The organism is Endozoicomonas sp. (assembly GCF_965196975.1).
In the GTDB taxonomy this organism is placed as follows: domain Bacteria; phylum Pseudomonadota; class Gammaproteobacteria; order Pseudomonadales; family Endozoicomonadaceae; genus Endozoicomonas.
In genome coordinates, this window is the sequence record NZ_OZ239981.1 from 2,617,501 (window position 1) to 2,638,527 (window position 21,027).

Annotated in this window: 19 protein-coding genes; 13 read left to right on the forward strand and 6 right to left on the reverse strand. The window is 46.3% G+C overall.

What is annotated here, in order from left to right:
• Window positions 1-71: 71 nt before the first annotated feature.
• Window positions 72-1,136: a hypothetical protein gene (locus ACOCLE_RS11745; protein ID WP_419536819.1), complete on the reverse strand. Its 1,065-nt coding sequence runs from the start codon at window positions 1,134-1,136 to the stop codon at window positions 72-74.
• A 35-nt stretch (window positions 1,137-1,171) separates the two neighbouring features.
• Here ACOCLE_RS11745 and ACOCLE_RS11750 point away from each other — a divergent pair, with 35 nt between their 5' ends.
• The 3 genes from ACOCLE_RS11750 to ACOCLE_RS11760 all read left to right on the forward strand — a co-directional run bounded on the left by ACOCLE_RS11750 (window position 1,172) and on the right by ACOCLE_RS11760 (window position 4,475).
• Window positions 1,172-2,074, forward strand: coding sequence for a hypothetical protein (locus ACOCLE_RS11750; protein WP_419536820.1), 903 nt, complete (start codon window positions 1,172-1,174; stop codon window positions 2,072-2,074).
• A 165-nt stretch (window positions 2,075-2,239) separates the two neighbouring features.
• Window positions 2,240-3,814, forward strand: coding sequence for an AbgT family transporter (locus tag ACOCLE_RS11755; RefSeq protein WP_419536821.1), 1,575 nt, complete (start codon window positions 2,240-2,242; stop codon window positions 3,812-3,814).
• 460 nt (window positions 3,815-4,274) lie between these two features.
• Window positions 4,275-4,475, forward strand: a complete 201-nt coding sequence (locus tag ACOCLE_RS11760) for a hypothetical protein (protein WP_419536822.1) — start codon at window positions 4,275-4,277, stop codon at window positions 4,473-4,475.
• Window positions 4,476-4,538: 63 nt separating this feature from the next.
• Here the strand turns inward: ACOCLE_RS11760 and ACOCLE_RS11765 are convergent, their stop codons facing one another.
• Together ACOCLE_RS11765 and ACOCLE_RS11770 are read right to left on the reverse strand one after the other, a co-directional pair.
• Window positions 4,539-5,960 carry an amino acid permease gene (locus ACOCLE_RS11765; RefSeq protein ID WP_419536823.1) on the reverse strand — a complete coding sequence of 474 codons (1,422 nt, stop codon included), beginning with the start codon at window positions 5,958-5,960 and terminating at the stop codon, window positions 4,539-4,541.
• 352 nt (window positions 5,961-6,312) lie between these two features.
• Entirely contained in the window at window positions 6,313-7,617 is a 1,305-nt protein-coding gene (locus ACOCLE_RS11770; protein WP_419536824.1) for a dicarboxylate/amino acid:cation symporter, read from the reverse strand.
• Window positions 7,618-7,958: 341 nt separating this feature from the next.
• On the opposite strand from ACOCLE_RS11770, the gene ACOCLE_RS11775 reads away from it, so the two are divergent.
• The 8 genes from ACOCLE_RS11775 to ACOCLE_RS11810 all read left to right on the forward strand — a co-directional run bounded on the left by ACOCLE_RS11775 (window position 7,959) and on the right by ACOCLE_RS11810 (window position 15,244).
• Entirely contained in the window at window positions 7,959-8,267 is a 309-nt protein-coding gene (locus ACOCLE_RS11775; RefSeq protein WP_419537202.1) for a metalloregulator ArsR/SmtB family transcription factor, read from the forward strand.
• Between the two features lie 12 nt (window positions 8,268-8,279).
• Window positions 8,280-9,287 carry an ArsJ-associated glyceraldehyde-3-phosphate dehydrogenase gene (locus ACOCLE_RS11780; RefSeq protein WP_419536825.1) on the forward strand — a complete coding sequence of 336 codons (1,008 nt, stop codon included), beginning with the start codon at window positions 8,280-8,282 and terminating at the stop codon, window positions 9,285-9,287.
• Window positions 9,287-10,519 carry an organoarsenical effux MFS transporter ArsJ gene (gene arsJ / locus ACOCLE_RS11785; RefSeq protein WP_419536826.1) on the forward strand — a complete coding sequence of 411 codons (1,233 nt, stop codon included), beginning with the start codon at window positions 9,287-9,289 and terminating at the stop codon, window positions 10,517-10,519. The genes ACOCLE_RS11780 and arsJ overlap by 1 nt, the downstream gene beginning before the upstream one ends.
• A 152-nt stretch (window positions 10,520-10,671) precedes the next feature.
• Entirely contained in the window at window positions 10,672-12,513 is a 1,842-nt protein-coding gene (locus ACOCLE_RS11790; RefSeq protein WP_419536827.1) for a M2 family metallopeptidase, read from the forward strand.
• A 188-nt stretch (window positions 12,514-12,701) separates the two neighbouring features.
• Entirely contained in the window at window positions 12,702-12,950 is a 249-nt protein-coding gene (locus ACOCLE_RS11795) for a glutathione S-transferase N-terminal domain-containing protein (RefSeq protein WP_419536828.1), read from the forward strand.
• A 49-nt stretch (window positions 12,951-12,999) separates the two neighbouring features.
• On the forward strand, window positions 13,000-14,043 hold the full coding sequence (locus ACOCLE_RS11800; RefSeq protein WP_419533005.1) for a transposase: 1,044 nt from the start codon (window positions 13,000-13,002) through the stop codon (window positions 14,041-14,043).
• A complete protein-coding gene (locus ACOCLE_RS11805) occupies window positions 14,036-14,488 on the forward strand; it encodes a glutathione binding-like protein (RefSeq protein WP_419536829.1) in 453 nt (150 codons plus the stop codon). The genes ACOCLE_RS11800 and ACOCLE_RS11805 overlap by 8 nt, the downstream gene beginning before the upstream one ends.
• Before the next feature lie 69 nt (window positions 14,489-14,557).
• Window positions 14,558-15,244 carry a hypothetical protein gene (locus tag ACOCLE_RS11810; protein WP_419536830.1) on the forward strand — a complete coding sequence of 229 codons (687 nt, stop codon included), beginning with the start codon at window positions 14,558-14,560 and terminating at the stop codon, window positions 15,242-15,244.
• On the opposite strand, the gene ACOCLE_RS11815 is transcribed toward ACOCLE_RS11810, so the two are convergent.
• Window positions 15,224-16,258, reverse strand: a complete 1,035-nt coding sequence (locus ACOCLE_RS11815; protein WP_419536831.1) for a lytic transglycosylase domain-containing protein — start codon at window positions 16,256-16,258, stop codon at window positions 15,224-15,226. The genes ACOCLE_RS11810 and ACOCLE_RS11815 overlap by 21 nt on opposite strands.
• A 474-nt stretch (window positions 16,259-16,732) precedes the next feature.
• Here ACOCLE_RS11815 and fkpA point away from each other — a divergent pair, with 474 nt between their 5' ends.
• The gene (gene fkpA / locus ACOCLE_RS11820) at window positions 16,733-17,503 is read left to right on the forward strand and encodes an FKBP-type peptidyl-prolyl cis-trans isomerase (protein WP_419536832.1); all 771 of its coding nucleotides are present in this window, start codon (window positions 16,733-16,735) and stop codon (window positions 17,501-17,503) included.
• A gap of 238 nt (window positions 17,504-17,741) precedes the next feature.
• On the opposite strand, the gene ACOCLE_RS11825 is transcribed toward fkpA, so the two are convergent.
• Both ACOCLE_RS11825 and ACOCLE_RS11830 read right to left on the reverse strand, forming a co-directional pair.
• Complete coding sequence (locus ACOCLE_RS11825) at window positions 17,742-19,085, reverse strand: sodium-dependent transporter (RefSeq protein WP_419536833.1); 1,344 nt, start codon at window positions 19,083-19,085, stop codon at window positions 17,742-17,744.
• A 277-nt stretch (window positions 19,086-19,362) separates the two neighbouring features.
• On the reverse strand, window positions 19,363-19,863 hold the full coding sequence (locus ACOCLE_RS11830) for a hypothetical protein (RefSeq protein WP_419536834.1): 501 nt from the start codon (window positions 19,861-19,863) through the stop codon (window positions 19,363-19,365).
• Between the two features lie 354 nt (window positions 19,864-20,217).
• Between ACOCLE_RS11830 and udp the strand changes: the two genes are divergently transcribed.
• Window positions 20,218-20,985, forward strand: coding sequence for a uridine phosphorylase (gene udp / locus ACOCLE_RS11835; protein WP_419536835.1), 768 nt, complete (start codon window positions 20,218-20,220; stop codon window positions 20,983-20,985).
• The last annotated feature ends 42 nt before the right edge of the window (window positions 20,986-21,027 follow it).

Consider the following 21,027-nt stretch of genomic DNA (forward strand, 5'->3'; position numbering starts at 1 on the left):
AGCGGCGAATTCTACGCAGGTCGGGATAAAAGTCAACACCAAAAATATTTACCACCTGTCTAATATCTCGATCAGGCAAAATATTGAAAGCGCTGCATCTGATAAGGAACAATCCGGGCTTTTGTTACATCCCGTAGAGAATCTGCAAATATCTTCTGTTCCAGAATTGCCTCTTCTTTTATACATCCATCGTTACTGAGTGGCGAAAGATAAATGGTCTCAGCTGGAGACAAATTAAAGCCTTCAACTGTCTGCAGGGTAAACTCCAGATTCTTTTCTCGTTGATCCTCTACCGCTGCTCCTGTCAGTAAAGTCAGTCCAATACTTAACCCTGCCTGCTGCGCCTCATGAACCATTGCAGCGGTTTTACTCAGGTCTCCAGATTTGCCTAGTAACGCTCTAAGCTCTCCCCACCCACTTTCAAGGCCAATGACAAGATGCCTTAAGCCCTTGCTTCTCAGCTCTTCCCAATCCCGGGATGAGCGCCTGGCACTGAAATCCGGATCTGCAAACGTTGCCACCTCTCTTTTAAAAGTACCCAGCTGCTCTTCTATTTGATCCAAACAAAACACCAGTCGTCGCTGGGATAGCGCCATGGCATTGGCTGAACCAAGAAACACTCCCGGTGAAGCCTCCAGCTTTTTTCCATAAATCTGCTGTACGGCCAGGAGGTGAGCTATAAATGCCTGCTCATTAAGAACCTGATATGGCTTTTCTTTATAGAAAGCACAGAAGGAGCATTGCCGGTTTGGACAACCAATAGCTGGCTGGATGACGATATCGCCGTACCGGTCTGGCGGTAAAATGCAGACTTCTTCAGGGTACGCCTGCTGATACAGCAATTTCTGCTTTTTATATTCATCAATAGACAGTGACTGACTTTTTGCAATCACCGGATCCGTTAATGAAACACTATTGATCCATTGATGGAACTGCCTGTGCACAGCATTCGCTTTTTCGCAGGAAACGGGAATGGCTTCAGCACCCAGCACAACCGAACCATCCATGCATCGGCGATAAAAAGATTCACCTTCCCTGAACGAGCACCATAATCCATCCCCATTCAAGCGAGCAGAGGTATGACACTGTTTATCTTCGAGCTTGCAGCCATCTTTTAACTGTCGAATTTCAACCATATCACCACTTCCGCATACACCATCCTGCCACATATATGCAGCCAAAACGGATACAAAACCTCAACAATGCTCGTACTGGGAAACTTGAATCCTTACGCGCACTAAGATTAAATACCCATGCAACAAAAAAGGACAATAATTTGCAGCAAGTCACAACCCTGCTATTCGCACTTATTTTTTCCAGTCACCTGCTGGCTCAGCTCCCCATCTGTAAAGAGGTGGTGCTGACCGGCCATCCCGACCTTCCCCCTGTAACCTGGGGTGACTACCAGAATACCCGTGGTGCAGCCGCTGAGTTAATTACAGAAATACTCGAGCGCCAGGGAATCAACGTCATAAATGACTACTTTGGTGGTGCAAACAGGGTCAATCATAAGCTCCAGCAAGGCATCATCCATGTTAATCCGGCCATGTCCTATCAGCAGAAATACCTGAACGATATCCTCTATATTGATCCACCGATCTATACCCAGAGCTATATCGTAGTCACACGAAAGGATCGGCAATTTAATATAAGTCAGTGGTCACATCTGCAAAAGCTCAAAGGTGTTGCTCCTAAAAATCTCAGGTTCAGCAACACTTTCAATGACTATGCTAACAGTCACCTGAATCTGGTGAGAACATTCAACGCCAAACAAGGACTGAAAATGTTAAATGTGGGCAGGGTGGACTATGCAATATACCCACAAACTCAGGGAGACCTGTTTATGTCTCTGCTGGATTTTGAAGAACGATTTGAAAAGATGCCGGTCGAGATTTCATCCTTTCAACTTCATACCGCCATTTCAAAAAAAATGGATTGTCTCATCCCCACCGATACCATCTCCACCCAGCTGAAAGAATGGCAGAAATCTGGCTATACGGACAAAGTTATTAACGACAGTCTCTATAAATGGATGGGGTTCAGTCTCGAAAAACGAAACGACACTTCGATGTAGCCCAGTACATTTTTCCGGCAAACCACACCTCGAACAGAAAATATATCTAAATACTATAAACAAATATCTCTTTATTATATTTAGTTGATTTAGATCATTTCAGAACCAGCCACGGTTTTTTTAAAGTCGTTAGCGAAATCATCATATTACCAAGAAGATCATTCCATGAGCCTGACAAAAGCCCCTCCTATGCCTGAGGCAAATTCGAGTGATTCAAAATTAATGAATCGCTTCCTTAATGCTGTTGAAAAGGCAGGTAACAAGCTGCCCGATCCAACATTACTGTTTGTCTATGGTCTCGTCATCGTCTGGGTTCTTTCTGCCCTGATGGCACAGATGAATCTGGACATGGTGCACCCCGCCAGTGGTGAAGCGGTGGTGGTGAATAACCTGCTGACAGGCTCTGCCCTTGCGACCTTCCTGGCCAGCATGGTGAAAAACTTTGCCGGGTTTGCCCCAATGGGTATCGTACTGGTTGCCATGCTGGGTATCGGTGTGGCTGAAAAGTCAGGCTTCATCAACACAGGTCTGAAGAAGTTGCTGAGCGTAACGCCAGCCAAAATGCTGACCCCAATGCTGATCCTGGTGGCCATTATCAGCCACACAGCAGCTGACGCCGGTTATGTACTGGTTATTCCTCTGGGCGGTATTATCTTCCACGCTGCCGGCCGTCACCCATTAGCTGGTATAGCTGCTGCGTTCGCAGGTGTATCCGGAGGTTTCTCTGCCAACTTTATTCCTTCCGGTATCGATCCTCTGCTGCAGGGCTTCACTCAGTCTGCCGCACAGATTCTGGATCCCAGCTACCAGATGAACCCGCTGGCCAACCTGTTCTTTACCGGTGCTTCAAGCTTCATCATCGTTGCTATTGGCTGGTACGTGACTGACAAGATCATTGAACCACGTCTGAAGAGCACGACCACTCTGGATGAAGATGCTGAGAAGGCACCTGACCTGAGTTCATTCACTGCTGAAGAGAGCAAGGCTTTCAATGCGGCAGGCCTGGCTATGCTGGCAGGTATTGCACTGCTGGTCGCTGCTGTTATGCCGGAAAGCTCTCCACTGCGTTCTCCAAATGGTGAGATCACTGCGTTCTCTGCACCATTGATGCAGTCCATCGTGCCTCTGATCTTCATCCTGTTCCTGATTCCGGGCATTGTATACGGTAAGGTATCCGGTACCTTCAAGACCTCCAAGGACACTGTGGTCGCCATGAACAGCACCATGTCTACCATGGGCTCTTACCTGGTAATGTCCTTCTTCTGTGCCCAGTTCCTGTATGCGTTTTCCCAGTCCAACCTGGGTACTGTTCTGGCCCTGAGTGGTGCTGAGGTTCTGCAAGCCATGAACCTGCCAGGTGAAATTACCGTGATTGGCATGATTCTGCTGACCGCTACTGTAAACCTGGTCATCGGTTCCTCTTCTGCCAAGTGGGCCCTGATCGGACCAATTCTGGTCCCAATGCTGATGGCTGTGGGAATTTCCCCAGAACTGTCTCAGGCGGCTTACCGTGTTGGTGACTCTGTTTCCAACATCATTTCTCCGCTGATGGTTTACTTCCCACTGGTGGTGGTTTACTGCCAGCGTTACGTTAAAGGCTCCGGCATTGGTTCTCTGGCTTCCATGATGATGCCGTACTCCATCGCCATGCTGATTGGCTGGACTATCTTCCTGCTGACCTACTGGGCACTGGGTCTGCCACTGGGCATTCAGGCTTCTTACACCTACCCAGCTATGTAAGGTCTTATCAGCTAAAGAAAAAAGGGGCTTTTGCCCCTTTTTTTGTCTCTGCAGACCTCTGCTTAAGCTTCCTCAAACCGCTCCCCATCACCGGCAGACTCCTGACAAAGCGTCTATGCTACCTACAACTTCCTTGGGGCTGTCAGTGCTTTGCTGTGAACTCAGTAGCTCAATAATTGTCATATATATGTATGAAAGGCTTGTCCAGCGCGAAGCGGTTCTGCGTCAAGCAAGTCCGACAAAACAGATGGCGTTTTCTGAGTCAGACTATACGTCCCGAATTTCGGGCGTATCAGGGAAATCCTATGTTTTGTTACGGAATATTGCTAGTTAACTGGCCTTTATGCCCTTCAGGGTACTCCTACAACACTGCGCCCTGATAGCTGAGTACGCAACGAAACGTCAACAAACTCTGAGCTAATCAGTAATAAAAAGACGCTAGAAGTAGAGGAATCGGCCTATGTTTAATCTAATGAAGATACTGGAAGAAATGACCATGACCGGATGGGTCATTGCTTCAGCCTGCCTATTGTTATGGATCATCATCATCCATTGCGCTGGTGTATTCACAGAAAAACGGTGGGGAGATCGAGAGTCAGGAGCTTTGGTCGGTTTTTTTGTCCCAGGTTTTATCTTTATGGCCATGCTGTATTTGATGTAAAGCATCAGTTTTGAGTCTCCCCTTTCCCTGGGGACTCCTCAACTCACCGAAATCCAGCAATTTTTAGCTATCTGTTTGTTTCCATGATGGCTTTTTCATCATATCCAAAACAAAAGCAATGCCCGGAAAGATAACAGTACCAGCCACAACGATACCCACATAAGTCGATGGGCTACCAATCGGTAGATTGCTGGGTGGAAAGAATGAGACGATAAAGGCAAAAAGCACGCCCAGAAAACCAAGACTCGCGATGATAATCATCCCCCCTTCACCACCAGGCACCTTGTATGGCCGCTCCAGGTCTGGCTTAGTGAAACGGAGCCGTATTGCCGCTGCATACATCAACATATACATCATTAAGTAAAGTGCAATGGTCATCGCACTGATCAGAAAGAACGCCACACTGACATTCTTGAACACAAAATAAATACAGGACAGCAAGGTCACCAGCCCCCCCTGAACCAGCAAAATATTCTTTGGAATTCCATTGTCATTGGTTTTTGCCAGAGCCGGAGGCAGGTGGCCCAGTTTTGCAGTCCAGAGAAGGCCTTTACTGGGACCACTGATCCATGACATCACACCACCCAGTGCACCCAACGCAAGCAACAAACAGAACAACCGGTTCCAATCACCAATACCCATTTTATTCAACATGATCTGACTGGCCGCCATCAGACCGGATTGAAGATCAATCTCTTCCGCAGGCATAACTGCAGCAATAGCCAACGAACCCAACGTAAACAGCACAAAGATAATCAACGCAGCGATTAACATCGCCAGAGGGAACTCAGTTTTAGGGTTGCCCATTTCATTGGCATGAACTGCATGCACTTCAACACCAGCAAACAGCAGAATAATACCTGCTAGAAAAGCAATATTACCGAAGCTGTTAAACTCCGGCCAAAAGCGCGAATGAACTTTTCCTCCTTCCAACTCGAACAGACCAGCATCCTGAGTGGTCAGGTGCTCAAAAGCAACCGGATTCCCCTGATCCGCCCAGAGTAGAGCGAGGACAATCACGACAATACCCGGTAGTACGGTACCAATCAGAAAGCTACTACTGGTCACTTTGGCAATAACATCGGTGCCTTTAAACGTCATCCATGTCGATAGCCAGTAAAAGACTATGCAGAAAACGCCAACATAATACTGGTCATTCGCAAGTTCGGGCCTAGCGACAAGGTAGGCAATACCAGCTGCTGCAAACGACATGACTGTTGGGTACCAGACAACATTCTGGATCCACTGCAACCAGATTGCTATGAAACCAGCACGTGGTCCAAACGCCTGCTCCACCCAGGTATATACGCCACCACCAAGGTTTGAAAATGCACTACCCAGCTCAGCTGAAACCAGTGCTGCCGGGATCAGGAAAAGGACCGTTGCAAAGCCAATGTAGAAGAACATCGTCATCTCTTCCTTGGCCATCATCGGCAGCCCCCGGAGGCTGATAACAGCTGCTGATGTCATCAGTGCGATGGACATAATCGATAATCGTTTAGTAGGTGAATTAACAGCTGTGGCCATAGTTGGGCTCTCAAGAGATCGCGGAAAATAAGGCGGGATGCAGTCAGAAATGTTGACTTGAATTACCGGTATATCCCCTCGGGGGGAGTTGCTAATTCAACGCCTATTTAGGAGTCAGCACAAAAGGACGATGAACAGCTAGTAAGAGTATAGCCACAGCTAGAAAGCCGTCAGGAAGATCAATAGTCAAAAATTGAATAAAAAGAAACGAACGTCGTATACCAAGACATAGCAAAAAGACTCACCAAAAACACAACTTAAATGGTAATACCCTGTATATTTCAGCCTTATATTATTAAAAAGCTCCTAATTAACGTATATGGTGAAAATCAATTGTCTCCTGTTTTACCCCAGCTTCAGGGTCATTGAATACTGAAACATTCATTGCACCTTCCGACTTGGCAACAATACAGGTTACTGCGCAGTCACCAGTAATATTGACAGCACTTCTCACCATATCGAGCAGCCGATCAACGCCCATCACCAGAGCTATTCCTTCAAGGGGGAGCCCTACTTGCTGTAACACCATGGCCAACATCACCATCCCAACCCCCGGAACACCAGCAGTTCCTATAGAGGCAAGCGTAGCGGTCAGGATTACCGAGAGATAATCGCTGATTCCCAGATCAATCCCAAATGCTTGGGAGATAAAGACAGTAGCCACGCCCTGCATAATGGCCGTACCGTCCATATTCACCGTACTGCCCAGTGGGATAGTAAAAGACGACACACGATTATCTACTCCAAACCGATGAGTTACGGTCTCCATGGAAACTGGAATCGTGGCATTACTGGATGCAGTACTAAAGGCAAACATTGCCGCATCTTCCATTTTTCTCAGAAAAGTAATGGGACTTAAGCCGGTAAAAACTTTAAGCAGTAAGCAGTAAGTTACGAGGACATGAAGCAACAAAACAAAGATCAATAACGTGAAGTATTTGGCAAGACTGGCAATGGCAGAAAGCTCAATAGTAGAAAACAGCTTGGCCATCAAACAGAACACGCCATAAGGAGCAATATTCATTAGCAAAGCCACCAGTTTCATCATTACTTCATTCATTGAATCAAAGATGCGGGCAATACGTTCTCCTGGCTGCCCCGCAGCCCCAATGGCGATACCAAAAAGCACTGCAAACACAATAATCTGCAAGGTGTTGCCACTGGCCATGGCTTCAACCGGATTATCCGGAAAAAGATGAATCAAAATATCACTGATGGCCGGCGCATCCTGAGGAACGAATGTAGATGCAGCTTCCAGATTAGCTCCGTCTCCTGGCTTGAAAATAAGCCCGGCAACAATGGCCAGAGTGATCGCAACCGCCGTTGTAAAAAGATAAAGAAGCAGTGTTTTCGCCCCTAAGCGCCCGAGAGTCGAGGCGTCCGTCAAAGAGCTCGTGCCACAAACAATGGATGTAAAAATCAATGGCACCACCAACATCTTCAGAGAAGAGATAAAAATCTGACCAATAACATGAAACAGGCCATCGGTGATGTATTGCGAAACAAAGAAGTTATCTGCCAAAAATGTACGGATAATCAGCCCCGTTACCAGGCCAGCAACCATTCCTACCAGAACCTTGGTAGTCAGTGAGTATTGGTTCCATGTTTTGATCATAGGAGCTATCCGCAGTTACTAAAACAGTTCTGCCATACACCGAATAATGAATTCGCTTTCTGTACCGAGCTGAATAGTTTTTCTCAGGTAGTTTGAGGTAAGTCTAAGCCCATTGCGCTTAATCAAAAGAGAGTCGCGCGATCAGCAGAACCCCTTCATTATGGCTGCAATTCAACATTTTTCCGGAAAATTCCCTAGACAGGTAGCTGAACCACCATCAGCCACTTATTCATTTACAAAAAAACGGCAACTGCACATTGTATTTTATCTTGAATATGCGAATATTCGCATATTCAAATGTAAAAGAGGTTTTTATGCTACCTCACGATTTCTTTAAAATGATGGCGGATGAAACCCGACTTCGCTGCCTACTCCTCATAGCTCGTCAAGGAGAACTGTGTGTCTGTGAGCTGGTATCGGCCCTTGATGAGCCCCAACCAAAAATATCCCGACACCTGGCACAAATGCGAAACCACGGTTTGTTAAACACCCGTCGTAAAGACCAGTGGATTTTCTACTCTATAGCAGAAGATCTACCCGGTTGGATGAACAAAATCGTCGATGGCCTTCGCCACTCAAAGTGTCTGAAGAGTGAGTACCAGCAGGATACTGACCGACTGCAATCAATGCACAATCGCCCGTCTTGTTAAAGGAGTAAAAAAGTGATGATCAAAGTAGGTATCAATGGCTTTGGACGTATTGGCAGACTAGCCCTCAGGGCAGCATGGCACTCTCCGGAAATGGAATTTGTAAGGATAAATGACGTTGCCGGTAATAGCGCAACACTGGCTCACCTGCTGGAATTTGACTCTGTACAGGGTACCTGGCAGGAAAGCATTTCATCCGATGACCAGCATATCCTCATTAATGGTAAAAGCATTCAGTGCTCTCAGGAGAAAGAGATCAGTGCCGTCGACTGGTCAGACTGTGATGTGGTTATTGATGCGACGGGCGTCCACAGGGCAACAGCCAAACTCAACCAATACCTTGAGCAGGGAGTGAAACGTGTTGTCGTCACTGCTCCCGTTAAGGAAGAAGGTGTTCTGAATGTAGTTATGGGGGTTAATGAAAGCCTCTATGATGCCAGCCAGCATCGCATTGTCACGGCAGCATCCTGCACCACCAACTGCATAGCACCTGTCGTTAAGGTGATTCATGAAAACCTTGGCATTACCCGTGGTGCCATCACCACCGTTCATGACCTGACCAATACCCAGACAATTCTGGATGCTCCCCATAAGGACCTGAGAAGAGCTCGAGCCTGTGGCATGTCCCTGATTCCGACAACAACGGGTTCCGCTACAGCCATTACCCAGATCTTTCCAGACCTGAAGGGCCGGTTGAATGGCCATGCGATTCGGGTTCCTCTGGCCAATGCGTCAATCACCGATATGGTGTTTGACGTTTCCAGAGACACCTCCGTGGATGAAGTTAATCAGTTATTGAAATCAGCAGCTGAAGGGCCTCTGAATGGTGTCCTCGGCTATGAAGAGAGACCTTTGGTTTCCATCGATTACCGTGGTGACAAGCGCTCTTCAATTATTGATGCACTTTCCACCATGGTGGTTGATCAGCGCATGGTCAAAATTTATGCGTGGTACGATAATGAAATGGGCTACGCCTGTCGCACTGCAGAGTTAGCACTGAAGGTTGGCAGAGAGAACGCCTGATGACTGAGACTACCCACGTTGAAAACAGTAAGCAGTTCCGGCAACAGCAGATAAGAAATTACGCACTTATCACATTTAACTACTGGAACTTCACCCTGACCGATGGTGCCCTGCGCATGCTGGTGGTTCTCCACTTCTATTCGCTGGGCTATTCCGGTCTGGATATTGCCATGCTGTTTCTCTTTTACGAGTTCTTCGGGGTAGTCACCAACCTGATTGGCGGCTGGCTGGGTGCCCGCATCGGCCTGAACAGAACCATGAATATCGGCCTGCTCATGCAGATCGTCGCCCTGCTGATGCTGTCAGTGCCTTCCCACTACCTTTCAGTGCCTCTGGTTATGTTTGCTCAGGCTATTTCAGGTATCGCAAAAGACTTGAATAAGATGAGCGCAAAAACCTCCATAAAAACACTGGTTAGCAGTCAACAATCCGGAAAGCTGTATCGCTGGATAGCCATTTTGACCGGTTCCAAAAATGCACTTAAAGGTGCAGGTTTTTTTCTTGGAGGAGCCTTGCTTAGCCTGATTGGGTTTCAGAATGCCATGTTCACCATGGCTTCCATATTGGCCCTGGTGTTGCTGGGCAGCCTGATATGGCTGCAAAAAGATTTGGGTAAAGCCCGAAACAAACCCAAATTTACGCAGATATTTTCAAAGAGCAAGGCGATCAACATTCTCTCCGCTGCCCGCCTGTTTCTCTTTGCCTCCCGGGATGTCTGGTTTGTTATCGCCCTGCCTATCTCCCTGAGCGCTGTTTTTGGCTGGAGCCATTTTGAAACGGGGAGCTTCATGGCGGTATGGGTGATTGGTTATGGCCTGGTTCAGGCTATTGCACCAAAGATTACCGGTGCTGAGAGCCATCACATCAAAAGTCACCTATCTCTTGTATTGTGGTCAGCGGCTCTATTGCTGGTTTCCGTCCTGCTGGCACTGGCTATCACATTCCAATGGCATCCACAGTTGAGTCTTATTGTTGGATTGCTGATTTTTGGCGGGATATTTGCCATCAACTCATCTTTGCACTCTTATCTGATTGTCTCTTTTGCACGAGAAGAAGGGGCATCGATGGATGTTGGCTTCTATTACATGGCCAACGCCATGGGACGTTTAACCGGAACAGTGCTTTCGGGATGGGCTTTTCAATGGGGGGGACTGGAAGCCTGCCTGTGGATCTCCTCATTCTTTATTATGGCTACCGCCATCATTTCACTGGCGATGCCAAGCAACCAATAACTTATTTCTTCAGGCAGAGACTGAAAGCTACTTTTCAGCATCTGCCTGATTGGGTCAGAACAAAACTCTGCCTTCATGACGTTAAGCGTTGATATTCATACCTTCAGCTATGCTTATCCTACCCATTTAACTGAGTAGCATGACGTTACGACATGAAAACCATAACATCCAGATGTATATTCTCCGTGGTTACTCTCACTTCACTGATCACATTTGCTGGTGATATTCAGAAAAAACAACCTTTAAACGTACCAGCAGAGACCACTCCTCCCTCAGAGCAAGATGCTCAATTATTCCTGGAAAGTACTGAAGCCTACCTGATCAGGTTAAATCAGAAAGTCAGCCGGGCAAAGTGGATTCACGCTAACTTTATCACCTATGACACCTCAGAGCTGGTCACTGAAGCCGATGCAAAAAAAACAGCGGCGGCCGTCCGTCTTGCCCACGAAGCATCAAGGTTTAATAACCTTGAGCTAGGTGAGGATACACGTCGCAAGCTAGACAAGTTGAAATTGGCATTGACATTACCAGCGCCCCAGAATGCAGAAAAAAACAGCAGACTTTCAAAAACAGCAACAGAGCTGAGCAATCTCTATGGCAAAGGCAAATACTGCCAGGATGACAACAGCTGTCTGAGTCTGGGTGAAATCTCTACCATCATGGCGTCCAGTCGGGATTATGATGAATTACTGAAACTCTGGCTTGGCTGGCATGATATTGCGAAACCAATGCGACCTCTATACGAACAAGAAGTTGGACTGGCCAATGAGGGGGCCAAAGAACTGGGTTATGCGGATACCGGAGCCATGTGGCGTTCAAAGTATGATATGCCAGCTGACGACTTTGCCAGAGACATTGATCGTCTCTGGAATCAGATACAGCCCCTTTACCAGTCACTCCATTGTCATGTCCGAGCCAAACTGGGTGAACTGTACGGAGAAGATAAAGTACCTCAGAACGGCCCTATTCCTGCCCACTTACTTGGGAACATGTGGGCACAAAATTGGGACAATATTTATAATCTGGTTGCTCCCGAAGGTGACAACAACGAATTTAATGTAACTGAACAGCTGAAACTGCATAATTATGACGAACTCAAAATGGTTCGAACGGCTGAAAACTTCTTCATATCCATGGGATTTCCCCCACTACCTGACACATTCTACGAACGCTCACTGTTCACCAAGCCATCCGATCGTGATGTACAGTGTCATGCATCTGCATGGATTCTGGATAATAAAGACGACCTGCGTATAAAGATGTGTATCCAGCGTACCGGCAAAGGATTCTCTGTCATTCACCATGAGTTAGGACACAACTTCTATCAACGGGCATACAATAAACAACCAGTGTATTTTCAGCAAAGCGCCAATGACGGGTTTCATGAAGCCGTTGGTGACACCATTGCACTCTCTGTCACTCCTGGTTATTTGCAGGAAATTGGGCTATTGGATGAGATACCTGACACGTCCAAAGATATTGCTATTTTGATGAAAATGGCACTTGATAAAGTCGCTTTTATTCCATTTGGTCTGCTAGTTGATCAATGGCGCTGGAAAGTATTCTCTGGAGAGGTCACGCCTGAAAACTATAACAAAACGTGGTGGGAGTTCCGTGAGAAATATCAAGGTATAACAGCTCCTACTATACGAACCGAAGAGCATTTTGATCCAGGTGCCAAATATCACGTGCCCAACAATACCCCATACTCCCGGTATTTCCTGGCGCATATTCTACAGTTTGAATTCCACCGTACACTTTGCGACAAAGCGGGTAACAAAGACCCCATTCACCGTTGCTCTCTATACAACTCAAAAGAAGCTGGCCTACACCTTAACAGGATGCTCGAAGCGGGTTCCAGCCGCCGATGGCAGGAAACATTTGCCGAGCTAACTGGTAAACAGGAAATGGATGCGTCAGCAATTCTGGATTATTTTGCACCGCTTCAGGAATATCTGGATGAGCAGAACAAAGGGCGTCTTTGCGGGTGGTAATAAATAACGCTAATTACCAATGAATACTATGCTTAACTGGCTAAAGGGATGGTCTTGCCACTATCCCTTATGAGCTTCTACTTACTTTCTCCTAATCTAACTGTTCCAGTACTTATCACATCAGCAGCAAGCCACAAACGGAGCTATCAACTTATTGCGGATAAGTACCCGCGAGGCAGCAACACGTTATGGGTAAAATACAACTCTATTCACTGGCCTCCCCAAACGGCATTAAAATCTCTGTCGCTCTGGAAGAGATGGAACTTCCTTACGACGCTCACAGTGTTGATATTCTTAAAGGAGAACAGCATTCAAAAGCATTTTTAACCATAAACCCACACGGAAAAATTCCTGCCATGACCGACCCCGATGGCCCGGACGGCAAGCCCGTTACACTTGCTGAATCCAACGCTATCTTGCTAGGACTTTCGCATTGACAGGCAGCTGTAAAAATTGCTAGATCAGCAAAAAATAGCGGATGTCGTCGTGCGTAGAAAGATAACAAGACCTACAACAGCTGGGTGTGATTTGCCGAAATATACAGGGTTTCTATTGTGTGAGCCGAAATCAGCAACCTGTACTCGCCTTAGTGAGATCGGAGATATGTCACACCACAGCGTTAACCGTTTTCTACAACGTGAAGACTTTGCTCCCAATGACCTTTTCATGGAAGTAGCCGCAAGGCTGATTCTTGATGGGGGCACGCTATCGGTTGATGATACGGTGCTGGATAAGCCGTACAGTAACTACACGGCATTCATCGGCTATCATTACTCGGGCAAGCATCATAAAGCCGTCAAGGGCATTAATCTCATAACGCTCTATTACACCGATATCAAAGGCTATAGCCTTCCTGTCAATTTCCGTATCTATGACTCTGCGGACGGAAAGTCCAAAAATGATTATTTTCTCGAGATGCTGAAAGAAGTACTTGTATGGGGCTTACGACCTGCATTTGTTACGGGGGATTCCTGGTATAGCAGTGCCGCAAACCTGAAGACTGTGAAAAACAACGGTCTGGGTTTTATGTTTGCCGTTAAAAGCAACCGTACTGTTTCTATCCAAAAGGGTGACTACCAACAAGTGCAGAGCCTGGAGATTCCTGAAGAAGGAATAACCGTTTGGCTACGTAATTTTGGTTCTGTGCGTTTGTACCGGACGCGGCTAAAAAACGAGCTGCGCCATTACGTCGTCTACACACCCCATGCTGGATCAGAGGTATCACCACAGGTAGGCTTTAATGAACTTCACCTGCACCATTGGGCGATCGAAGAGTATCACCGGGCGCTGAAACAACTCTGCAGTATTGAGCGCTTTCAGGTGAGAGGAAAGCAGCAGGTCAGGAACCATATTTTTGCCTCTATCTTTGGGTATGCCTGCCTTCAGGCCAAGAAAGTATCTGAATCTCTCAGTAGCATCTATCGCGTTAAGAATGATGCGCTCAAGGATGCTATTTGGGACTTCATTAAGAGCTTCTCTGATGGTAAAGACTGGCTGAGACCATCTTTTATCAGAGCTGTCAATGCGTAAGTTCTACTTGCTTTATCTTGCAGAAAAAACAGGCAAGCTGATATCAATAGATGCCGCAGAAAAACTCACCACCATTCAATGGCTGTTTTTTCAGGCCAGCGCTGTGGGCCCAATGTTTGGCGCATTTGGTCATTTCCATACTTATGGCCGAAAGAACTGCGATCACCCCTACCCAGAAGAACGTTTTGCAAGGGAAACACAAAAGCTTCTGGATATCATGGAGCAACGTTTATCAAGACAAACGTACATTGTGCATAATGACTACAGTATTGCAGACATTGCAACCTTTCCCTGGGTAATCTGGCTCGATATGTTTTACAAGGCTGCAGAACAGCTTGAACTGGCAAAGTACAAACACATCAACCGCTGGGTGCAACAGTGCCGTAACAGGCCTCTAACGATAAAAGGACTGGACCGGTATGGGTTTAATGACATTACACAGTAGGCAGTTGTTTGACGGTAAACACAGCTCTTCAGGCTGTGCATTAAACCGAATAAAGCCCTTCAATCTCACGTGGATAAGCTGACACAGCTAGAGCTGCTTGGCCATAAGCGTCAACAGGAAAAACTACCGGGATATCACTCCATTGCTGACTACCATAATGGTGCTTATGAGTGCCGGTGGGTATCGCCCTATACTAAGTCAGCCGGAAATCTTGATGCAGAAGTCATGGTTATTCTACAGGACTGGTGTTCTGATGCGTTCCTTTCTCGAGCACTCAACTTGGAGCTGATTGAGTACGGAATTGATCATAGCCTCCCTACCAGCCAGAATCTGGACAGACTCCTGCGAAAGCATCTTGGTATCACACTGGTAGACACTTTTGGAACGAACCTGTTTCCATTCGTAAAACCAGGCGGGATGTCGACACAGATTCCCACCAAACTTCTGGTTAAAACAGCAATAGATTATGCCTTACCACAAATTAATATCATCAAGCCTAAGCTAGTAATATGTCTTGGCCTTAGCGTCTTCAATGCCATAGCAAGGGCTCTGGACTTAACTGTTGCAAAGAACCTTTCCACAGCCATTGAGCATCCGTTACGCTATCACTTTGCCAACTCAATAGCGGTCACCATCTTTGCTCAGGCACACACCGGCGCATTAGGTAGAATCGGCCGTAACAGAGCAGGCACTGCCCAGGTTACTGCAGACTGGAACAGTATGGCTAAAGTCTTCTCACTTCTGGAAAGTGAGTAAGGAGCTTCCCCCTCCCTGCAGTGATTGAAAGTATACATAGATCGCCATAAACACTAACTGACGACAATAAAGACAGCCAACACTGGGAATAACGCATTCAGGGGAATGATACCCGGACTTAACATTAGAAAAGCCTTCACCCTCCATAGCAGCAAGCGATGGCAGCTTGATGCCATGTTTTCCTGGTAATAGCACCACATGGCTGAGAGCAAGAAACTTGGCAACGTGCTTACGAGTTTCCGCAGGAAGACCCAGACTCCAGAAACCTTCTTCGGGATACTCTCCTGAAGCCTCAGCTTTTGCAATGCTCTGCCTTACCCTATAAAGCCCTGCATTATAGGCAGCAATAGTCAGGATCCAGTCATTCGTTTTGCGATATAAATACTCAATGTAAGTAAGAGCTGCATCAGTGGCTTTTTCTAAATCTGTTCTTTCGTCACACTTTTTAGACACATTAAGGCCATAAGCCCTGGCGGTTCGGGGCATAAGTTGCCAAACCCCAATAGCTTTTGCTGAGGACTTGGCCTTCAAATTTAATTCGCTCTCGATAAGCGGAAGGAGAGCCAGCTCTGACGGTAGCCCTTTCTCCTGAATTTTCTGATTTAAGTAATACTGATGTGCAAGAATACGCTCAGATAAGCGGTTAAAATAATACTGCGGAAATGCGCTGATTTGTTCCAACACTTTTTCATTGTGATAGTGTGCCATTAAGCGGAATCCATGCCTCAATGGTTGCCAGCCATCTTTTGGGTCATGAATACATACAGGTCGATAAGTGGTAGTGGTTTCGACTTGCTTTAGAGCCTCTGTAGTATAGGTATCCGCAGCAAAGGTCTCCTCATGAACACATAGAAAGCATATTGGAAATACAAAGGCAGACGTAAGCCGGAGACATCTCCAAAATAGATGCTCCAGTATAAGAAACTTTCTAAAAAGATTGTATTCATGGGAAAATAACACACCAAATAACGATTGATGCTCTTTGAGCGCAATGATTATTATTGAAGATAACAAGCTAAAGCTCTCCCGCTAGCCTGAATAGATTCAAATTTCTGGATTAAAATCAAGGAAATAAATTAGAAACAAAATAAAAAATGCCATGAAAATATAGCGCAATTTGGTTATAGATTTAGGCGCTCAAGTCTTTTATTCCCACTACATCAATCAATTTACACTTCTTTTCCCAGCATGAGCACCGATATTCAGGAGCGCTATTTGACCAACTGCGAAAGCAATATCAGACTGACACTTATGAGCTGGGAAAATATTTAACACATGTCTAACTGGCACAGTAAAACTGATGTTTAAATGAATAATTATATTTCATAAGGAAATAATGTTATTTTTTTGAAAAATTATTGCTATTTGGTTCAACTGTCGTAAAGGCTGTGCCATTATTGATACAGTTTTTCTTAACTTTACTCCTGATACAGGCAAGATCGTCTTGGCCAATATGCAGTTTTATGGCCAGAAACAACGGAAATTGATATGAAGAAGGTTATTAAAATATCTGCTCTGGCAGCAGCTGTACTTTTAGCAGCAGGCTGTCAGGAAAAAACTCCCCAGGCTCCTGAAGTTGAATTAAACACTGATGATCAGAAAGCCGCCTACGCCATTGGTGCTTCTGTTGGCAACTTTGCCAGCCAGACCCTGAAGCAGCAGGATGAGCTCGGTGTTGTGCTTGATCGCGCACTGGTCCAGCAGGGCTTGCTGGACGCTCTCGCCGATCAGGTCAAAATGAACGATGAGGAGATGGGTGCAGCCCTCCGCGCTCATGAGCAGAAAATGAACACCGTTGTTCAGGAAAAAGCCAAGGAAAAACGAGAAGAAACTTTGAAGACTGGCACTAAATTCCTGGAAGATAATGCCAAGAAAGAGGGTGTTTCTGTTACCGATTCCGGTCTTCAGTATGAAGTAATCAAACAGGGTGACGGACCCAAGCCGACCTCTGCTGATACCGTTACCGTTCATTACACTGGCACTCTGACGGATGGCACTGTCTTCGACAGCAGTAAGCAGAGAGGTCAGCCAGCAACATTCCCTCTGGCCAATGTCATCAAGGGTTGGACTGAAGGTGTTGCCCTGATGCCTGTTGGCTCAGAGTATCGCCTGACGATTCCTGCTGAGCTGGCCTATGGTGATCAGGAAGTAGGCACCATTCCAGCAGGCTCCGTTCTGGTTTTTGATGTTGAGCTAATCAGCATTGAAGGCAATGAAGAGAGCAAGAAAGAAGCTGACAGCGAACCAACCAAGCAATAAACCTTCTAACTGGTTACAATGACGGGCAGTATTACTGCCCGTTTCTATTTGTGAATTATGAACCTTATCTCAATTTTAGTACTACTGTTCATCACCCTGTTTATTGTGGTTAAACTGACTGAACGTCATGGCAAGCCTCTCACTGCTGAACAACAGAGCAAGCTTTCAAAAATTGCCATGGTATTAATCTTTGTCATGTTAATTGCGGCGCTCATCAAAAGCCTGATATAGCCTCAGGTTAGAATCGAAACAGCTCGCCAGCAATGACGATCAATAGCAATGAAGGGCTGACCCAGCGGATCAAAAACTGCCAGATTTGCAGGGGTTTCCCTTCCATTCCCAACTGTTCAATCAGCACCTTCTTCTCCATAACATAACCGCAAAAATAGAGGACTAGAAGCCCAACTACCGGCAACATAACCTGAGTTGCAAAGCCCGTATAAAGATCAAACAGGGTTTTACCCTCAACGGATACATTCTTCCAGAAACTAAAAGACAGCCCTGGAATTAAGCCAACCAGAAAGATAATAACACCTGCTATTGTAGCTCCTGCTGCACGGAAGCCTGAACACAGACGACTCATCATCACCACCAGCGGCTCGGCAAGATTGACAGCTGATGTCCAGACGGCCATCACTAAAAGAAGAAAAAATAAAGGAAGGATCAGCGAGCCAAAAGGCATTTGAGCCAGAGCAACCGGTAATGTAATAAACATAAGCCCCGGGCCTCCAGCGACTGAAAGCCCTTCGCTGAAAACCACTGCAAAGGTTGCAACGCCCACCATCACTGCCACCAGAACATCCAGCAAAGCAACAATTAATACCGCGTTAACGACTGACTGCCGATCCGGCATATAAGCGCCATAAGCCATCAAACAGCAGGCACCTATCGCCAGGGTGAAAAAAGCATGCCCCATCGCCTCAAGCACTACCCCACTGCTCACAGCTTCGAACTTAAAAGCAAACAGGTAATTCAGGGCAACGGTAAAGCCACTGAACTGGCTTGCGTATATCAGTAGAAGAACCAGAATCAAATACATAAGGGGCATTAGCCAGTTATTCAGCTTCTCTATCCCTTTGGAAACACTTTGCCCACTGATAGAAACGGTCATGAGGATAAATAGCCCGTGATACAACACAACTTGCCATGGGGATTCCAATAACTGCTGAAAGCCTTCCGATGTAGCTTGAATACTGTTCGCGGTAAACTCACCAGAAACCGACTTGAAAAAGAAGTGGAGTACCCAGCCTGACACCACACTATAGAAAGAAAGAATCATCGTAGCAGCCAGCGTTCCCAGCCAGGCAAGCTTGCTCCAATGCTTGCTATGACCGGCACTGACAGCCAGCTGCCTTAGACTGCTGGCGGGTGAAGCTCGCCCCGCCCGGCCAACAACGATCTCGGCAATCATTACCGGCAACCCCAGTAGCAGTACAAAAATGATATAGAGGAGGAAAAACAGACTTCCTCCGTTTTCACCGGCCACATAAGGAAATCGCCAGATATTTCCCAAGCCTATAGCAGCCCCGGCAATCGCAAAAATAAACGCTCGATTAGAAGTTATTCTGTTCTCAGATGACATGGACGATCCATTCTTCCTGTTTTTAACTTTTTTAACGAAATACCTTATAGAATGGGACAGGTATTAACTGGTCAGCAGGTTCATATCAGCATAGACGTAAACCAATAGTTATATCATCGGATAGAGGCTAAATGCCTCCAGATCTGACTGGGTTTTCAATGGTTCAGGAATCAGCCAAGAATGTTATTCCCAGCTGACTTTGGTGGTCATTCAATACCCTGCACAGAAGGCCAGTACCATTAAACGGCAGTACTAACCAGCAGACCTATCCAGAAAATTACTCGTAGGTGAAGGAGACACTAATGTTCGTTTCCTGACTGAGAGAAGTATTGTGTACTAATGTGGGAGACCAGTAGCTCTTTGAGCTTGTGCAGCTTCGACCTATTTGTCCACCATCCACTGATACCTCGATGCAATAACGTTGTTTTGGGTCCCACTCTCCAGGATTCCCTCCAGCTGAGATCGTAAATGTATAACTTCCTCCACCTTCTGAAGACCAGCCAATCGATCCTGATGGAATCTGTGGAATACTGTTCTTGAGGTTATTAACAGAAATATTGGTGTTAATAACCCTACCTTCAGCATCATTTTCAATCTGGAATGAACCTTCTGCTTTTACATCCTGCTCCAGTCCACTAATACCAGCACCTTTAACTGTAATAGGCGTATGTATTCCTTCAGGAGGCTGGGACTGGTTAAAACTAATGGATGCAGCATAAGTCGAAACAGGAGTTGAGAAAGTCAGAGCAATAACAAAAAACTTCAATTTATCATTCATATTCATTCTCAATAGGTGAGTATTAAAAATACGCAAAGAAGCACAAGCTCTGCTTCTTTATTCTTATGACAACAATCATCAATTAACACGTAAATTGATGAGGGTAATTTTAGTGCTTTGAGAGCAGGAGTTCGAAAAAACATCCCCATAGCCTGAATAATAAAAAAAAGTACTCGTTTCCACTACCAGCAGGTAAAAACAGGGTAACTGCCTGAAAACATCTATCAAAAATCACCTTCTCGCAGTGTCAGTAGAGCAAGTATTGATTCAGGTCGATCAATACTCTCGATGGATCAGTCTATGATGGAGGCAGTAACGGAAAATTCAGTGTTTCAACAGTTACCGGAGGGATTTATGAGCAGCAGTGAAGTATTTCATCTTGGCTTGACCCGTGAAGCATTGAATGGCGCTGAGCTGGCCATTGTTCCCGGTGACCCGGAACGGGTTGAGCGAATAGCGGAGCTGATGGACAATCCCAAAAAGCTGGCCAGCTTGCGGGAGTTCACCACCTGGCGTGGCGAGTTAGAGGGGAAGCCTGTAGTAGTCTGTTCTACTGGAATCGGTGGCCCTTCCACGTCTATTGCGGTGGAAGAGCTGGCTCAACTGGGAATACGTACCTTCCTGAGAGTTGGAACCACGGGTGCCATTCAACCTCATATCAATGTTGGAGATGTCATTGTTACTACAGGCTCTGTTCGCCTGGATGGCGCCAGTCGGCACTTTGCTCCAATTAGCTACCCTGCCGTTGCCAACTTCCAGTGCACACGGGCTCTGGTAGACGCAGCAAAGCAGAGCGGGCTTAATTACTGGACTGGTATTACCGCCTCCAGCGACACCTTCTATCCTGGGCAGGAACGTTACGATACGTATACCCAAAGGGTGAGAAAAGAACTGCAGGGAGCCATGGCAGAGTGGCAATCCATGGGCGTACTTAACTATGAGATGGAATCCGCAACCCTTCTGACCATGTGCGCGACCATGGGTCTCAGTGCGGGCTGTGTAGCGGGAGTTATCGTGAACCGCACATGTAACGAAACACCGGACACTGAAAAGCTCGCCAGTGTTGAACCCAATGCTATTCATACCGTGATTGGAGCCGCACGGTTATTATTGAAACAATAACCTTGGAAATGTTGTTCTCAATTTTCCAACAGCTAGGAAACG

Bases quoted from the DNA above. Each gene is read 5' to 3' on its own strand.
- ACOCLE_RS11745 (WP_419536819.1), bottom strand. From the start codon at position 1,136: ATGGTTGAAATTCGACAGTTAAAAGATGGCTGCAAGCTCGAAGATAAA.
- ACOCLE_RS11755 (WP_419536821.1), top strand. From the start codon at position 2,240: ATGAGCCTGACAAAAGCCCCTCCTATGCCTGAGGCAAATTCGAGTGAT.
- arsJ (WP_419536826.1), top strand. From the start codon at position 9,287: ATGACTGAGACTACCCACGTTGAAAACAGTAAGCAGTTCCGGCAACAG.
- ACOCLE_RS11830 (WP_419536834.1), bottom strand. From the start codon at position 19,863: ATGAATGATAAATTGAAGTTTTTTGTTATTGCTCTGACTTTCTCAACT.
- ACOCLE_RS11765 (WP_419536823.1), bottom strand. From the start codon at position 5,960: ATGTCCATCGCACTGATGACATCAGCAGCTGTTATCAGCCTCCGGGGG.
- ACOCLE_RS11790 (WP_419536827.1), top strand. From the start codon at position 10,672: ATGAAAACCATAACATCCAGATGTATATTCTCCGTGGTTACTCTCACT.
- ACOCLE_RS11750 (WP_419536820.1), top strand. From the start codon at position 1,172: ATGCAGCCAAAACGGATACAAAACCTCAACAATGCTCGTACTGGGAAA.
- ACOCLE_RS11805 (WP_419536829.1), top strand. From the start codon at position 14,036: ATGCGTAAGTTCTACTTGCTTTATCTTGCAGAAAAAACAGGCAAGCTG.
- fkpA (WP_419536832.1), top strand. From the start codon at position 16,733: ATGAAGAAGGTTATTAAAATATCTGCTCTGGCAGCAGCTGTACTTTTA.
- ACOCLE_RS11825 (WP_419536833.1), bottom strand. From the start codon at position 19,085: ATGTCATCTGAGAACAGAATAACTTCTAATCGAGCGTTTATTTTTGCG.
- ACOCLE_RS11775 (WP_419537202.1), top strand. From the start codon at position 7,959: ATGGCGGATGAAACCCGACTTCGCTGCCTACTCCTCATAGCTCGTCAA.
- ACOCLE_RS11760 (WP_419536822.1), top strand. From the start codon at position 4,275: ATGTTTAATCTAATGAAGATACTGGAAGAAATGACCATGACCGGATGG.
- ACOCLE_RS11770 (WP_419536824.1), bottom strand. From the start codon at position 7,617: ATGATCAAAACATGGAACCAATACTCACTGACTACCAAGGTTCTGGTA.
- ACOCLE_RS11795 (WP_419536828.1), top strand. From the start codon at position 12,702: ATGGGTAAAATACAACTCTATTCACTGGCCTCCCCAAACGGCATTAAA.
- udp (WP_419536835.1), top strand. From the start codon at position 20,218: ATGAGCAGCAGTGAAGTATTTCATCTTGGCTTGACCCGTGAAGCATTG.